Below are 15,072 nucleotides of genomic sequence, written 5' to 3'. Positions count from 1 at the left end.
CTTAGCTTATTGGTTATATTCGTTCATGACCTGTATAAATGATTTTTCCAACCAGGCTTCACAAGAAGCTGCACTTTTTTCGATTGTCGCCCCTACATGATCATATTCTTCAGGCGAAAAACGTCCTAAAACGTAATCAGGTACTGGGATACGGCCAATCGGTCGGCCAATGCCTATTCTGATGCGGTTGAATTCTTGCGTACCCAAATGTGCAATTGTAGATTTTATCCCATTATGGCCGCCTGCGCTTCCTTTTTGACGAAGACGAAGTTTCCCTGGAGGCAAATCGAGGTCATCATATATAACAACTACATCCGCTATATCCACCTTAAAGAAATGCATGACAGCAGAAATGGATTCTCCTGATAAATTCATGTAGGTTAAGGGCTTAAGCAATAAAACTTTTTCTCCCTTTATCATTCCTACACCATATATTCCTTTATGTTTAGCTTGATCAAGTGGAATCGACCATTTTCTGGATAACTCATCTATTACTTCAAATCCGACGTTATGCCGGGTTTTTTCATATTGTTTACCTGGGTTCCCTAACCCTACAATAATTTTCATGATTCACACTCCGTCATTACGGTTATTTAGGGAGTTACGTTGGGACGAAGTTTTTCCAAGATCATTGACCTTAGAAAAATAGTACCCTAATTTCAAGCTGGCCTGCAAGCGACCGGAGAACTAATTAGAAAAAAATACTAATTAAAGAACTCCACTCCTAAAAATGGTCTGGTCTGTTTAATCAGAACATCCAGAGATTGAAAAGACGTAACTCATTAAGAGCTACGCCTATTATATCATGATTCACTTGTTTAATCCCGGCATCATGACTCTGGTGAAGCCTTGGTCTCCCTGCCCTCTTCATTTTCAGGGATACCACCATCTTGCTGTTCACCTGTACTTATTTCCTCTTCCTGACGAGGAGCCAAAACAGATGCAACTACTTCTTCGCCATCATTATCGATTGTAACTTGCTCATTCGATTTGATATCGGATATGTAGATTGTATCACCTACCTGAAGTTCGGTAACGTCAACATCGATCGACTCAGGAATATCATTAGGCTTAGCCGTGACCGTCACTTCATGAAGAGACTGCTGAAGAACCCCACCGTCTTTCACTCCTTTACTAACACCCACAAGATTGATACGAACCTGAGCCTGTAACTGAGCGGACATATCCACAATTAAAAAGTCAGCATGATAAATGAAGTTCTTTATCGGATCCTTTTGATAGTCAGAGAGCATGACTTTATAACTCTTACCTTCCAATTCCAAAGAAATGATACCATTACGGCCTATTTCCTTGATAGTCTTTTGAAGTTCAATATTATTGACCGAAATGGCGGTACTATCATTTTGATTGCCATATACTATCGCCGGGATTTCGCCGCTTTCTCTCAAATTCCTTAAATTAGAGTGTTTTAAATCCGTACGTTCTTTTGCAGCTAATAAATTACTCATACTATCCTCCGCCTTCCTAATTCTAAATTACAAGTTTCTCTATATTTAACATTTCCCTAAATAGTGGGGCATTAAACATGAAAGGTAAAATCAGGAGGCTTCACTAAGCGTAAACATATGGTAAACAAAGGAATCTCGCCACAAAAAAATTTTTCATTCTTTTTGTTTCTAAGCGTGAATCGCCTGTTTTTCCATTTGTCCCTCTTGCATGACTCTGTTAAGGATTTGGGCAGCTAATGATGAATATTGAAGATTATCCTTTTGCCGTGGTCTCGGCAGATTGATTTCCTTGTTCATGACGACTTTGCCTTCTTCAATTAGTATGACACGGTCAGCAAGCAGTACGGCTTCTTCAACATCATGTGTAACGAGTAAGGCAGTAAAATTCCTTTTCCTCCATAGTTCTTCTATAAGCCTTTGCATACCAATCCTCGTCAATGCATCCAATGCCCCCAACGGCTCATCCAAGAGAAGAATATCAGGCTCGTTCACCAATGCCCTCGCTAAGGCTATCCTTTGTTTCTGTCCCCCCGACAAAACGGATGGCCAATCATTTGCTCGATCTGCAAGCCCCACTTGCTCCAGTAACTCCATAGCTTTTGGCTTCCAATCCCCTTTTAAGCCGACACCAATATTTTGAAGAATTTTTTTCCAAGGAAAAAGCCTGCCATCCTGAAACATCGTACGTGACGATTTATTCAGTCCATTTAATGACTTTCCATTCACCAGGATCTTCCCGCCCGTCGGCTTATCCAGACCTGCCACAAGACGTAGTAAGGTACTCTTTCCACACCCACTCTTACCAACGATCGCTATGAATTCCCCTTTTTTAAAAGCAAGGTCCATCCCCTTTAAAACCTCAAATTCCCCAAAATCTTTTTTTACACCCTGCAACTCCAATGAATTTCCACTTTTCATAATAAAGGCCTCCTCATTGGTATGATGGATGCCATTTTAAGCATCTTTTTTCAACTATTTTGGCAAAAACATCCGATACTTTTCCTAATAAGGCATATAAGAGAATGCTGAGTACAACGATATCCATCCTCATGAATTCCCGTGCATTCATAGCCATATATCCAATTCCAGAATTAGCGGATATTGTTTCGGCAACAATTAATGTGACCCACATGATTCCAAGGGAAAAGCGGACACCCACCAAAATGGATGGAAAGGCAGCAGGGAGAATCACATTCCAGAATAAAGAAAAACCATTTAACCCATAAACCCTCGCCGCTTCAATTAAACCTTTATCCACCGATTTCACGCCATGGAATGTATTTAAATAGATAGGGAATAGGACTCCTAAGGCGACAAGGAATATTTTCGCTTCTTCTTCTATGCCAAACCATAGGATCACAAGCGGTATTAAAGCTAAATGTGGTATATTACGCAACATTTGAAGTGAAGTATCGAATAATGTTTCGGCAATGGATGATAACCCATTTAACAACCCTAGTACAAAACCAATAATTCCGCCGATGAAAAAGCCGATGAAGGCCCGCTGGGCACTGATGCCAATGTAATCTATAAGTTCGCCTGTTTTCAATAAAGCGACGCCAGCATGAAAGACTTCAGTCGGGGCGGGTAATATCCGTTCCGACAGAATCCCCCACAAAGACAGCAGCTGCCAAATTACCAAGAGCAGAATGGGTACGATCCAAGATATGAGGGAAAACCTATTGAACTTTTTGTTTAACTTTGCCTGCATCTTCTTTTTCACTTCCTTTTGTAGGGTAGTGGTCATTTGCCAGTATTTCCCCGAATGGACTCGTCGCTTTCGAAACGGGAACTTGCAGTTGTTCGACAGGGAGCAAAGGGAATAATAATTCCGCCACACGGTACGCTTCTTCCAGGTGAGGGTACCCGGATAAAACAAAAGATTCTATTCCGATTTCTTCATATTCCTTCATTTTAGCGGCAACATTTTCTGCACTTCCGACTAGTGCTGTACCGGCACCACCGCGCACAAGACCTACACCTGCCCATAAGTTTGGACTGATTTCGAGTGAATCCCTGTTTCCATTATGAAGTTGCGACATCCTCTTTTGTCCCACTGAATCAAATCGACCAAAAATCTTTTGTGAATTTTCAATCATTTCATCATCCACATATTTAATAAGTTCCTCTGCTGCCTGCCAAGCTTCTTCTTCCGTTTCTCTTACAATGACATGCATGCGAATGCCAAATCTGACTTCACGTCCATACTCTGCTGCTTTTTTACGTACCTTTTCAATTTTTTCAGCCACTTGCACTGGCGGCTCACCCCAAGTCAAGTAGACATCAATATGTTTTCCCGATATATCGATGGCTGGATCAGATGAACCTCCGAAATAGAGCGGTGGGTACGGTTTTTGTACAGGTGGCAACAGAATATTTCCACCTTCAACCTTTAAGTGATCCCCTTCAAAGTCCACACTCTCGCCAGACATTTCCTTTCTCCAGATATCGAGAAATTCATTTGTTTGCTCATAGCGTTCCTTATGATTTAGAAAGACGCCATCACCTGCCAATTCGACAGGATCCCCCCCAGTTACAACATTGATCAAAAGGCGGCCATTCGACAACCGGTCGAAGCTTGCAGCCATACGCGCAGCTAAGGTTGGTGACATTAAACCTGGACGAATTGCAACCAAAAATTTCATTCTTTCCGTTGCAGAAATCAATGAAGAACCCACTACCCAAGCATCTTCACAGGAACGACCTGTTGGAAGCAAAGCCCCTTCAAAACCTAAATGATCGACTGCCTGTGCTATTTGTTTTAAATAAGGAAGTGTAATCGCCCTCCCTCCCTTTGTCGATCCTAAATAGCGACTTTCCCCATGTGATGGCAAAAACCAAAATACTTTCATATTATTTTCCCCCTTAATTTTTTTTAACATCTGTAGATGCATCTAGAACATTAATCTTGCTTGGAATTAATTTAAGATTTAAAAATGTATCGGCAATCTTTTGTTGATCATCCAAAACCGTACTGGAAATCTCCTCAAGACCATATTCTTTTCTTTTTAATGTTTTTTCTAATGCCTCCACACTCATACCAATTTCCGGAGATAAAAACTCAGCGACATCCGTTGGGTTCTCTTCAATCCATTTATCAACTTTTATCAGTTCTTCTTTAATGATCTTTAAAGCCTCTTCGTTCTCGGCAAATGAATCAGTTGCCAAAAAGAATTCACGATTCGCCACTAGTCCTTCTCCATCCTGAATCGTTTTCGTATTAAGTTCCAATTCCGCCGCCGATAAAAATGGATCCCATATTACCCAGGCATCGATTTGGTTTCCTTCAAAAGCAGCCCTCGCATCAGCAGGTGGCAAGTAGACGGGCTGAATGTCATCAAGAGTAAGACCTGCTTCCTCTAACGCTTTGACCAATAAGTAATGAACATTTGAACCTTTATTCAAGCCAACCTTCTTACCTTTTAAATCTTTCACATTTTTAATGGGTGAATCCTTTTGCACGACTATAGCCTCTCCCGAAGGGTTTGCCGGCTGATTAGCAATATAGACAAGTGGTGCATTGGCTGCTTGTGCAAATATCGGTGGCGCCTCCCCTGTGTGCCCAAAATCAATGCTGCCGACATTCAAGGCTTCAAGTAGTTGAGGGCCTGCAGGGAATTCAGTCCAATCGACCGTATACCCCACTTCCTTTAAATGGCTTTCCAGCTCCCCCTTTGATTTTAAAATATTTAATGTCCCAAATTTTTGATAACCGATTCGGATCGCCTTGTCGGATTCCTTTGCGTCAACACTCTTGGAACTGTTTTTTTCCTGCCCACATGCACTTAATATCAGCATGAAGATGCTAAGAATGGACAACAGCACTACATTTCGTTTTTTCATATTTGCACACCCTTCTTAAATTTATATAAAAATAAAAAGCTCCTTTTCTTCACCAAAAGGACAATAGGGCAAAAAGATGCCTAGTGTTCAGTGGTAAGTGAAAGGAGCCTTCGGTAGACCGATCGGCGTTCATCATGTATGAATTCCAAGAGTTTTCTTCATTCCATAAAGATGAAATTTATTTGTACCATCATTTTATTATTAGTATTCACACCTGTCAACTAAGAATTGAGTGTTTTCTAAATATTGCGTCTTTCAACCAAAAACATGACGAGCCCAAAGGCCCGCCATGTTAAGGTTACGTCTATTAATTTTTATCAATCGAATAATGTGCTGACTGATTGTTCCTCATGGACACGAATAATTGCCTCTGCAATCAAAGGTGCTACAGAAAGTCCACTGATTTTATCGATTTTCTTGTCTTCCGATAGGGCGATCGTGTTAGTCACGACCAATTCCTTTATCGTTGAATTTTGAATCCTTTCGATGGCAGGACCTGAAAGGACTGGGTGTGTACAACAAGCATACACTGCTTTAGCACCATTCTCTACAAGTGCATTTGCCGCAAGTGTAATAGTACCAGCCGTATCGATGATGTCGTCGATCAGGATCGCCGTTTTGCCTTCAATATTACCGATGATGTTCATGACTTCAGCCACATTCGGTCTTGGGCGGCGTTTATCGATAATGGCAATCGGTGCTTTTAAGCGATCTGCCATTTTACGGGCACGCGTTACACCACCATGATCAGGAGAAACGATGACAATATCACTTAAATCTTTTTCTTTAAAGTAATCCGCTAAAATTGGAACAGCAACAAGGTGATCGATCAAAATATCGAAGAAACCTTGAATTTGTGGCGCGTGAAGATCTAATGTGATGACACGGTGGGCACCAGCAGTTTCTAAAAGGTTTGCAACAAGTTTAGCTGTAATTGGTTCACGGGCACGTGCTTTACGGTCTTGGCGGGCATAACCGTAATATGGCATAACAATATTAATCGTTTTAGCTGAAGCACGTTTAAGAGCATCGATCATAATTAAAAGTTCCATTAAATTTTCATTGACTGGTTGGCTTGTTGATTGGATCACGTAAACGTCACAACCACGAATACTTTCTTCAATGTTAATCTGAACTTCACCATCACTGAAACTTGTTACGCTACATTTACCAAGTTCAACACCGATTGCAGCCGCAATCTCTTGAGCTAAACCAAAGTTTGAATTTAAAGAGAATACTTTTAAATTAGGATCTAAATACTGATTTGACATGATGACCTCCGTCGGTTATTTATTAAATTTCAATTTATTCACATAATCTTCTTTGTTAACTTGACGAGCCCGAGCAACGGATAGAGCTTCCTGAGGTACATCTTGTGTGATGGTTGACCCTGCAGCTACATATGCCCCTTCTCCAATCGTCACAGGTGCAACAAGGTTAGAATTGCAGCCTATGAAGACATTGTCTTCAATCTTCGTCAAATGTTTATTTTTCCCGTCGTAATTCACGGTAATAGATCCGCAGCCTATATTAACATTCTCTCCAACCTCTGCATCACCAATATAACTCAAATGAGAGGCTTTGCTTCCTTTGCCAAAAACGGTCTTTTTAATTTCTACAAAATTACCGATTTTTACGGAATCCCGGATATCAGAATGAGGTCTAACATGTGCAAAAGGACCGATTTTTACGGAACTTCCAATACTGCTTTCATGAACAACCGATTGGAGGATTTCCGTTCCATCACCAATTTCACAATTACTGATTTCAGAATTCGAACCAATCAAGCAATCCTGCCCGATAATACTTTTCCCTTTTATGCATGCCCCAGGGTTAATGACCGTATCCTGTCCTATTTGCACATCTGCTTCAATGTACGTAGTAAGCGGGTCGATGATCGTTACACCATTCCTCATATGTGATTCATTGATGCGTTTCCGTAAAATCTGCTCAGCCTGTGATAAAGCCACTCGATCATTTACGCCTAACGTTTCCTCGAAATCACTCGATTGGAAGGCCGTCACTATTTCGCCTTCTTGTTTTAAAATTTCAATAACATCCGGTAGGTAATATTCTCCTTGGACATTTTCATTTGAAACTTTTTTCAGCGCGCTAAATAAAGCTTGGTTATCGAAGCAATATGTACCGGTATTTATTTCCTTAACATATCTTTCTTCATCAGAGGCATCCTTATGCTCGACGATTTTTTTTACAAGGCCGCCTTCACTGCGAAGAATTCTCCCATAGCCAGTCGGGTCATCTGCATATGCCGTTAAGATTGTTGCTTTCGCCTGACTTTGCTCATGCAATGCTATAAGCTCTTCCATCGTTTCAGCTTTAATCAAAGGCGTATCTCCGCAAATGACAAGGGTCGTTCCACTTTTTTCGGATAAAACGCTTTCCGCTTGCATGACAGCATGTGCCGTACCCAATTGCTGATCTTGTAAGGCATACTTGCATGAATCACCAAGTTGTTCTTGAACTTTTTCAGCCCCATGGCCGATGACTGTTACAATATCTTCTATTTGAAGTTGATTGACTTGATCGATAACATGTTGTACCATTGGTTTTCCGCAAACAGGGTGCAAAACCTTATAAAGCTTAGATTTCATCCTAGTACCTTGCCCAGCGGCCAATACTATTGCATAGCGATTACTCATAACAGGCCTCCATATTTACCTTTTTATCCACTAAAAATATTATCTCAAATAGTGATTCTTTTCAAGGTAACAATTAAAAGTACATATTATTGTCAACAGCTAAGGCAAAAAAAATTTCCATTTTTAACAGCCTTACTAACATTATTAATGGGACTCTTAGGAATATACGAACCACTCAAATAATAATTATACGCCTGTTGAATTGTTTTTCGAGCATGAACATAATGACAGAAACCCTCCTTCTCCCCCTTACAACAACGCGCACCCCATTATCCCAAAACACTGCTTGTATTGCTTTATGACCTGTGTGGACACCATTAAGAAGCACCGCATCCATCGTAATCCCTCATTCCGAAATCGCGTTGGCTTTTCCATTTTATTTCGATGACTAGCTGATAAGAGACCTTCACTAATAAGGATTACGCAATCCCACACTTACAAAGATTGTAAAATCAAGACGTTTAAAAGGGTTTGAAAAATAAAAAGATTGGGTATTTAAACTTTTGAAGATGCATCGCAGATATTACATTTTACTCCAAATAAGGCGTAACTTGTCTGAAAAAGTGATATGTTCTAAACCGATCCTTTCCGAATAAAATAAAAAAGAGCACTACTTATGAAGTAGGCTCTAGGTGCACGAATTATAAATTTAAAGGTTGAAAGTATAGTCAATTAAGAAGCTCCAGCTCCAGCTTCCTCTAGTTCAGTTTCAAGTTCTCCCAATCGGTGATATTCTGTTAAGACAGCTTCTTGAATTTTCCCGCGTGTAGATGAATTGATTGGATGAGCGATATCCCGGAATTCTCCATCTGGAGTTCGTTTACTTGGCATTGCTACAAATAAACCATTGTTTCCGTCGATCACACGAATATCATGAACCACAAATTCATTATCCAGTGTAATTGATGCGATAGCTCTCATACGACCGTCCGTATTCACACGGCGTAATCTTACGTCAGTTACTTCCATTTAAGCTCACCATCCCTTTTTGTTGTTGTTAAAACTTAAAGTACATATTCAACAAAAAAACGTGAACTCCTTCTATTATCTGTAAGTTTTTTAGAAAATTCAGCCTAGTTTTCAAAAATAATAGAAAACACCCTTTTCTTACAGAAAAATTACCCATTATGAATTCCCCTGAAAGAACAAAAAAAACGCCCGTTTATTTAACGAGCGCAATCACTTCAATTTCCACAAGTACATCTTTAGGAAGTCGTGCTACCTCTACACAAGAGCGGGCAGGTTTGTGACTAGAAAAATATTCACCGTAAACTTCATTAATCGAACCGAAATCATCCATGCTTTTAATGAATACCGTAGCTTTAATGACCGATTCTAATGAGGCTCCCGCTTCTTTCAATACAGCTTGGAGATTCTGAAAGACCTGGTGTGTCTGTTCCTTAACATTGCCCGTTACCAATTCACCAGAAGCAGTAAGTGGGATTTGTCCTGAACTGAAAAATAACTTATCGACGATCACACCTTGTGAGTATGGGCCGATCGCTGCCGGTGCTTCATTCGTATGTATCGTTTTCATGAAATGATTCCCCCTATTCATTTTTCAAAAAGTAATTTCCTCGACTGACATTGATTTTTTTGTCTCTTTCGACCACCTGAGTCAACTTGATTAATGAAACATAGTCCTCGACAAGACATTCTTCCGTATGTTCTGATTCGACCAGAACCGCAATTCCGGCAACTGTTGCCTTAAATTCATCCAATAAACTGACCATACCATTAATGGTACCCCCAGCTTTCATGAAATCATCTACAATTAATACATTCGAACCCTCAACCAAACTTCTCTTAGAGAGTACCATGGTCTGAATTCTCTTTGAAGATCCAGAAACATAATTGATGCTCACTGTGGAACCTTCCGTTACTTTATTATTCCTTCTTACAATGACAACTGGAACATTCAAATAATTTGCCACGGCGTATGCTAATGATATACCTTTAGTTGCCATTGTCATTATGACTGAGACATTTTTCTTGGCATACATAGAAGCGATTATCCTTCCAACCTTATTCACGGTTTGCGGATGCCCTAATATGTCTGTCATATATAGATAGCCGCCAGGGAGTAACCTTTCGGGACTGGCAATTGTTTTGCATAATCCGTCAATGAAGGCATTAGCTTCATCTTCCTTGATGGAAACAATATACTTCACTCCGCCCGCTGCACCTGGAACGGTCGTTAAAGATCCTATCCCACGTTGTTCAAAGGTATCTTTGATGATTGTCAAATCTTCACTGATCGATGACTTTGCCGAACTATACCTTTCAGCAAAATATGTCAGCGAAACAAGTTCCCCTGGATGTTCTAATAAATAATTGGTCATATCGACTAGCCTCTCGCTGCGACGAAATTTCATTGAGACACCCCCTTTGTGAATTCCGAATATTATAATGCAACTATACCACTAATGTACGTATCTATTCAAGGTTGTTTCGATCACCTAATAAGCGAACCGCATAGACTTGATCACAGAATCCCCGAAGTCCGTTATAAATCCTTTGCATGCGCGAATCATGTTCCACTAAACCAAAAACGGTCGGACCACTTCCGCTCATTAAGACCGAGTCTGCTCCAAATGTCTTCATTTGATCTTTAATATTCGCAACTTCCGGGTATAACTGCAATGTCACTTGCTCTAGAACATTGCCCAAACCCTGACATACATCCTCGTAACTGTTTTCGTTAATAGCCGAAATCATTCCAGGTACATCCGGATGCTCCATTTTTGATACTTGGAGCCTTTTGTATATATCGGCCGTAGAAACACCGATTGTCGGTTTGGCCAAGATGACCCAGCATTTTGGCGGTGCAGGAAGATGCGTGATTTTTTCCCCGCGCCCTCTGGCCAATGCCGTTCCTCCATAGACACAAAATGACACATCCGAGCCAATTTCGGCTCCTATTTCCGCAAGCTCATCCATGGAAAGACCAAGCTTCCACAGTCTATTTAAGCCTCTCAAGGTAGCTGCGGCATCACTGCTTCCACCAGCAAGTCCCGCCGCTACTGGTATATTTTTCTCTATAGTTATAGAAACACCTTTATTGATCCCAAAACGTTCCTTTAGAATAAAAGCGGCTTGATAAGCTAAATTACGATGATCATCCGGAACAAATCGATTATGGGATAGAATTTTAATTTGGTTTCCCTTTATTTCCTTTAGTTCAATTCTATCGGCAAGGTCGACTGTCGTCATGATCATTTCCACTTCATGATACCCATCAGGCCGTTTGAAAAGCACATCCAAAGCCAAATTAATTTTAGCCGGGGCTTTTTCCATAAGCTTCAATATGTCCACCTACTTTAACGTTCTTAAAAGTTCTTGTCCTATTCTATCATATTTGTTTATATTCTAAAGGTTTTTTCATCGTAATTTCAATGTATTCAAGCTAAGATTGGCCTTTAGAGGAGAATAGACACATGTAGGTACATGGGAGAGCAGCTCGTTCCTGCAACCCAAAAGACTTGCTACATACCCATATAGCATTACCCGATACATAAAAAAACCAGACTCCTTATTTACAATGTAAGCAAAAATGAATAGTGCTATACATTATATAAAGAGTCCGGCTTCGTTCACAAGGACAGCATGATACAATTAAGTGTTATCTTACTCTTTGTTCACTAATTGACGTTGTGCTTTTTCGATAGCAAGTTTTACCATGTTACCTGCGTCTTTGGCTCGGATTCCTCCCCAGCCTTCTTTTTGGACAACATCGTAAAATCCAAGTTCTTTTGCCAATTCTTCTTTAAGACCATCTGACATAATCCCTTTTTTCCTGCTCAAGCGAAGCAACCCCTTTCACATGCTGTCACATGCCTAGTGTTTGCATCATACGCTATTTCATTACATCCTTTTTACGCCTATATTGGGCCGCTCAGGTAATTTATACAAAACAAAAAGCAGCAAACATAATTGTTCACTGCCTCGTCTAAGTTACATCTCTTGTTGTTTGTTTAAAAATGTTAGTTCCACGGTTTCCGTTAAAACATCCGCATAGCTGTAAGATACTCTTTCAAACGCATTTTCATCTTGGTCGAGCTCAATTACAAAAACAGCCGGATAAGTTTCCGCCAAAGTTCCAAAACGTTCTACAGTCTTTCTTCTTCCACCGTTTGCTTTTAAAAGCAATCTTTTGCCTAGGTTTGAATCAAGTGCAGTTTTAATATCAGCTAGAGTTTTTGGCATTTTCGGTCCACCTCACTAAGTTAAGTATATCACAATTCACAAATATACGCAAACAAAATAATAAATTATATCAGTACTTAAAAATGCAGTCAATATATTTTTATCTGAAATCCGGCAAAATCGCGAACAATTTTATTATATCCTGGGAAATGAAAAATTATGTAAACGAACTATTTCATTTTAATCAAGCCGAATTTTCGTAATTAAAACATCATTTCGTGTCGTTACTCCTCAAAAAAGCTCGATTTTTTTGAGTATATCCGAACTCCAACACGTTAAAAGCAAGCTGCATTATTTCAAAATGCAGCTCGTTCATTCTTCCTGAAATGGCCTGAAAGGCAGACCGGTCCGTAACACACCTTTTGTCTCAATTCCGCCTAACCCCTTCTCTCCTGTTAATGTATTCCGAAGGACATCCCATACATGAATATGCTCAGTAAAAGGCGTAAAGCTTACCTTTCCAACAATATATACTGGATCTAGAGCATGAATATTGACACGGGAAGGCGAGCTTGCAAAATTTGCCCCAGCTTGGATCAGCGACTCAAAATGAGATTGACAAGCTCCTGCAAATATTATCAATTGGTCTAAATGTGAAACCTTCCTTCTCGCTTCTCTAACTGTCTGTACAAAGTCCTTGGAGTGACGGTAAGCATTGATATCGGACATTGGTCCTTTTGATTTTGAATAGGCATCATGACCTGTCACAACAAGGATATCCGGCCTATAATGATCCAACAGCCCCCCGATTCTTTGGGGCATTTCCTTTTCACTGCAATAGACACCATTGACCGGAATACTGAATTTCTGATATAGATCCAGGCATTTCCTTAAGTAAGACGCATCCCCATCAACATGGAGGACCCTGCCTGGTATCTGAAAATATTCACCGCTATACCGGTAACCATTACTGGATTGATATCCGTTTTTTTGTTGTTGCAGCTCAAGATCTTGTGTTAATAAGCGGTAAGATTGTTCTTGTAGTACCTCATTGGACCTTTGTCGGTCACTTCTTTCATTATCATTTATGATCATTAAATCCTGAAAAGGTGCATCTGCAATCAATCGGAAATCTTCCCCATAAAGAATCGCTTCACGTCTTCCATCTACATCCCGGATATCAATTACCCGGAACACCAGGTCGCATTTATAAGAAACCCGACCAACAATATCGTTTATTTGAATATTCATGGCCCCACCCCATGAGAAGACTTATTTTCAGCCTGCCCTAGTTTATTTTCATTCTTAAGTTATGCGAACCATTCTTGAATGGTGAAAGATGGGGATTGACTACATTTCCATTCATGAAAGTCATATCCAGAACAAAAAAAAGCCGGAAGTTGGGAGTAATCCCGTTCCGACTTTGACTTTTTCTACTTATTCTTCATTTAAAATTTGGCAATAACGCATCACTTAAGCGGCCAAATTCTTCTATGCTCAGTGTTTCACCGCGTCTGGATGGATCTACATCCGAAGCCTCGAGAGCAGCAAGTACGAGTTCTTTTTTTGATTTACCATCTGGCAGCTGACTGGTTAAGTTGTTTAAAATCGTTTTCCGGCGCTGCGCGAAGCTCGCCCTGGTCACAGTGAACAAGAAATCCTCATCCAGGACTTCAACGATTGGCTTAACTCGTCTAGTAAGGCGTATTACAGCTGAATCGACATTAGGTTGAGGCATGAATACCGTTTTGGGTACGATCATCACTGTTTCCGCTTCGGTATAATATTGAATGGCAATGGATAACGAACCGTATTCCTTTGTCCCAGGTTTAGCGGCAATTCGATCGGCGACTTCCTTTTGCAGCATGCACACGATGCCTCTAATGGGAAGGTCCTCAGATAATAGCTTTAAAATAATGGGTGTCGTGACATAGTAAGGCAGATTTGCAACAACCATCAAGTCCGAAAAGCCAGCGAATTCCTCCTCAATGACCTTCTTAACATCCGCTTTTAGAACATCTCCGTGAATGATGTTCACGTTGTCATAAGGGGACAGTGTATCCGATAAGATGGGCAGTAAACGCTGATCGATCTCAAAGGCCGTAACCTTTTTGCTGCTTTTCGCTAGTTGTTCCGTCAATGCGCCGATCCCAGGCCCGATTTCAATGGCGCCGCTTTCCTCTGTCAAATTTGCATGTTCGACAATACGCTTCAAGATATTCGTATCAATTAAAAAGTTTTGGCCTAAGCTCTTTTTAAAGGAGAATCCGTACTTCTTTAGTATATCTTTCGTTCTGACAGGGGTTGCAATATCTTTATTCATGTTTTTCCTCCTGATTTATCTGTACCATTGCTTCATAAAAAGCCTCAGTTGATATTTGGAACATTTTTAGTCTCTTATATAACTGTTTACCATTCGTAAATCCGATTTTCAAAATAGATCCAAGTCTTTCCCTTCGTTCCTTGGCACCCGATCCTCCAATTAAACCTGCATCTATTAAATCCTGCTGTGAAATCTCTTCTGCAGCCTCTTCATCCATTAACTGTGCGTCCTTCAAGGCATTACGAATGGCCTCGGGGGAAGCATGCTCCACACCTATCCCTCTACCTGACTTAGGAAGGGCTTCCTTCTTCGTTAAAAAGGCGTGTTTACAGCCCTTTACTTGTTCTGAAATTATATTCCTGATTTTTTGACCAGGAAAATCAGGATCTGTGAAAATGATGGCTCCTCGTGTCCTCTGTGCAAGTCTCACCTGCTCGATACAGGATTCATTCACAGCAGAACCGTTCGTTTCTATTGTATCAGCATTAACAGCCCTTTTTATCGCTACCGTATCGTCTTTACCTTCTACAACAATAATTTCTTTAATCTTTTTCATATTTTCCTCCATACAGAAAAGCGCAAGCGCTTTGATTAGCTCGTAATAAATGTAACTGGTCCTCTTAAAAATACC

17 protein-coding genes are annotated in these 15,072 nt (G+C 40.4%); all 17 read right to left on the bottom strand.

The window, feature by feature from the left end; all coding sequences use genetic code 11:
* Positions 1 to 6: 6 nt before the first annotated feature.
* Complete coding sequence (pth, locus tag LQ203_RS23975; protein ID WP_230162032.1) at positions 7 to 567, bottom strand: aminoacyl-tRNA hydrolase; 561 nt, start codon at positions 565 to 567, stop codon at positions 7 to 9.
* A 263-nt stretch (positions 568 to 830) separates the two neighbouring features.
* Positions 831 to 1,469 (bottom strand): 50S ribosomal protein L25/general stress protein Ctc, encoded by a 639-nt coding sequence (locus LQ203_RS23970; RefSeq protein ID WP_230162030.1) that lies wholly within the window; start codon positions 1,467 to 1,469, stop codon positions 831 to 833.
* A 168-nt stretch (positions 1,470 to 1,637) separates the two neighbouring features.
* Positions 1,638 to 2,387, bottom strand: coding sequence for an ATP-binding cassette domain-containing protein (locus LQ203_RS23965; protein ID WP_230162028.1), 750 nt, complete (start codon positions 2,385 to 2,387; stop codon positions 1,638 to 1,640).
* Between the two features lie 13 nt (positions 2,388 to 2,400).
* Positions 2,401 to 3,180 (bottom strand): aliphatic sulfonate ABC transporter permease SsuC, encoded by a 780-nt coding sequence (gene ssuC, locus LQ203_RS23960; RefSeq protein ID WP_230162026.1) that lies wholly within the window; start codon positions 3,178 to 3,180, stop codon positions 2,401 to 2,403.
* Positions 3,149 to 4,321, bottom strand: coding sequence for an FMNH2-dependent alkanesulfonate monooxygenase (gene ssuD, locus LQ203_RS23955; protein WP_230162024.1), 1,173 nt, complete (start codon positions 4,319 to 4,321; stop codon positions 3,149 to 3,151). Before ssuD ends, ssuC begins: the two co-directional genes overlap by 32 nt.
* 13 nt (positions 4,322 to 4,334) lie before the next feature.
* Positions 4,335 to 5,312: a sulfonate ABC transporter substrate-binding protein gene (locus LQ203_RS23950; RefSeq protein ID WP_230162022.1), complete on the bottom strand. Its 978-nt coding sequence runs from the start codon at positions 5,310 to 5,312 to the stop codon at positions 4,335 to 4,337.
* 317 nt (positions 5,313 to 5,629) lie between these two features.
* The gene (locus LQ203_RS23945; RefSeq protein ID WP_230162020.1) at positions 5,630 to 6,583 is read right to left on the bottom strand and encodes a ribose-phosphate diphosphokinase; all 954 of its coding nucleotides are present in this window, start codon (positions 6,581 to 6,583) and stop codon (positions 5,630 to 5,632) included.
* A 15-nt stretch (positions 6,584 to 6,598) separates the two neighbouring features.
* Positions 6,599 to 7,972, bottom strand: coding sequence for a bifunctional UDP-N-acetylglucosamine diphosphorylase/glucosamine-1-phosphate N-acetyltransferase GlmU (gene glmU / locus LQ203_RS23940; protein WP_230162018.1), 1,374 nt, complete (start codon positions 7,970 to 7,972; stop codon positions 6,599 to 6,601).
* 672 nt (positions 7,973 to 8,644) lie between these two features.
* Positions 8,645 to 8,941 carry a septation regulator SpoVG gene (gene spoVG / locus LQ203_RS23935; RefSeq protein ID WP_034316332.1) on the bottom strand — a complete coding sequence of 99 codons (297 nt, stop codon included), beginning with the start codon at positions 8,939 to 8,941 and terminating at the stop codon, positions 8,645 to 8,647.
* Positions 8,942 to 9,134: 193 nt separating this feature from the next.
* Positions 9,135 to 9,509: a RidA family protein gene (locus tag LQ203_RS23930; RefSeq protein WP_230162016.1), complete on the bottom strand. Its 375-nt coding sequence runs from the start codon at positions 9,507 to 9,509 to the stop codon at positions 9,135 to 9,137.
* Between the two features lie 13 nt (positions 9,510 to 9,522).
* Positions 9,523 to 10,347 (bottom strand): pur operon repressor, encoded by an 825-nt coding sequence (gene purR / locus LQ203_RS23925; RefSeq protein WP_230162014.1) that lies wholly within the window; start codon positions 10,345 to 10,347, stop codon positions 9,523 to 9,525.
* A gap of 61 nt (positions 10,348 to 10,408) precedes the next feature.
* Positions 10,409 to 11,278 carry a 4-(cytidine 5'-diphospho)-2-C-methyl-D-erythritol kinase gene (gene ispE / locus LQ203_RS23920; protein ID WP_230162012.1) on the bottom strand — a complete coding sequence of 290 codons (870 nt, stop codon included), beginning with the start codon at positions 11,276 to 11,278 and terminating at the stop codon, positions 10,409 to 10,411.
* Between the two features lie 321 nt (positions 11,279 to 11,599).
* The gene (locus LQ203_RS23915; RefSeq protein WP_230162010.1) at positions 11,600 to 11,776 is read right to left on the bottom strand and encodes a small, acid-soluble spore protein, alpha/beta type; all 177 of its coding nucleotides are present in this window, start codon (positions 11,774 to 11,776) and stop codon (positions 11,600 to 11,602) included.
* Between the two features lie 150 nt (positions 11,777 to 11,926).
* Entirely contained in the window at positions 11,927 to 12,178 is a 252-nt protein-coding gene (gene veg, locus LQ203_RS23910) for a biofilm formation stimulator Veg (RefSeq protein WP_034316343.1), read from the bottom strand.
* Between the two features lie 312 nt (positions 12,179 to 12,490).
* Entirely contained in the window at positions 12,491 to 13,369 is an 879-nt protein-coding gene (yabG, locus tag LQ203_RS23905; protein WP_230162008.1) for a sporulation peptidase YabG, read from the bottom strand.
* 193 nt (positions 13,370 to 13,562) lie between these two features.
* Positions 13,563 to 14,441 (bottom strand): 16S rRNA (adenine(1518)-N(6)/adenine(1519)-N(6))-dimethyltransferase RsmA, encoded by an 879-nt coding sequence (rsmA, locus tag LQ203_RS23900; protein WP_230162006.1) that lies wholly within the window; start codon positions 14,439 to 14,441, stop codon positions 13,563 to 13,565.
* On the bottom strand, positions 14,434 to 14,997 hold the full coding sequence (rnmV, locus tag LQ203_RS23895) for a ribonuclease M5 (RefSeq protein WP_230162004.1): 564 nt from the start codon (positions 14,995 to 14,997) through the stop codon (positions 14,434 to 14,436). The genes rsmA and rnmV overlap by 8 nt, the downstream gene beginning before the upstream one ends.
* Between the last annotated feature and the right edge of the window lie 75 nt (positions 14,998 to 15,072).

It is taken from the genome of Peribacillus sp. Bi96 (genome assembly GCF_918698115.1).
In the GTDB taxonomy this organism is placed as follows: domain Bacteria; phylum Bacillota; class Bacilli; order Bacillales; family DSM-1321; genus Peribacillus.
The sequence above is the reverse complement of the archived record's forward strand: the minus strand, read 5'-3'. Positions and strand labels throughout refer to the sequence as shown.

Excerpts from the sequence above, each read along its gene's own strand:
- rsmA (WP_230162006.1), bottom strand. The coding sequence starts at position 14,441 with ATGAATAAAGATATTGCAACCCCTGTCAGAACGAAAGATATACTAAAG.
- veg (WP_034316343.1), bottom strand. The coding sequence starts at position 12,178 with ATGCCAAAAACTCTAGCTGATATTAAAACTGCACTTGATTCAAACCTA.
- spoVG (WP_034316332.1), bottom strand. The coding sequence starts at position 8,941 with ATGGAAGTAACTGACGTAAGATTACGCCGTGTGAATACGGACGGTCGT.
- LQ203_RS23970 (WP_230162030.1), bottom strand. The coding sequence starts at position 1,469 with ATGAGTAATTTATTAGCTGCAAAAGAACGTACGGATTTAAAACACTCT.
- yabG (WP_230162008.1), bottom strand. The coding sequence starts at position 13,369 with ATGAATATTCAAATAAACGATATTGTTGGTCGGGTTTCTTATAAATGC.
- glmU (WP_230162018.1), bottom strand. The coding sequence starts at position 7,972 with ATGAGTAATCGCTATGCAATAGTATTGGCCGCTGGGCAAGGTACTAGG.
- purR (WP_230162014.1), bottom strand. The coding sequence starts at position 10,347 with ATGAAATTTCGTCGCAGCGAGAGGCTAGTCGATATGACCAATTATTTA.
- pth (WP_230162032.1), bottom strand. The coding sequence starts at position 567 with ATGAAAATTATTGTAGGGTTAGGGAACCCAGGTAAACAATATGAAAAA.
- LQ203_RS23945 (WP_230162020.1), bottom strand. The coding sequence starts at position 6,583 with ATGTCAAATCAGTATTTAGATCCTAATTTAAAAGTATTCTCTTTAAAT.
- rnmV (WP_230162004.1), bottom strand. The coding sequence starts at position 14,997 with ATGAAAAAGATTAAAGAAATTATTGTTGTAGAAGGTAAAGACGATACG.
- LQ203_RS23930 (WP_230162016.1), bottom strand. The coding sequence starts at position 9,509 with ATGAAAACGATACATACGAATGAAGCACCGGCAGCGATCGGCCCATAC.
- LQ203_RS23950 (WP_230162022.1), bottom strand. The coding sequence starts at position 5,312 with ATGAAAAAACGAAATGTAGTGCTGTTGTCCATTCTTAGCATCTTCATG.
- ssuC (WP_230162026.1), bottom strand. The coding sequence starts at position 3,180 with ATGCAGGCAAAGTTAAACAAAAAGTTCAATAGGTTTTCCCTCATATCT.
- ssuD (WP_230162024.1), bottom strand. The coding sequence starts at position 4,321 with ATGAAAGTATTTTGGTTTTTGCCATCACATGGGGAAAGTCGCTATTTA.
- LQ203_RS23965 (WP_230162028.1), bottom strand. The coding sequence starts at position 2,387 with ATGAAAAGTGGAAATTCATTGGAGTTGCAGGGTGTAAAAAAAGATTTT.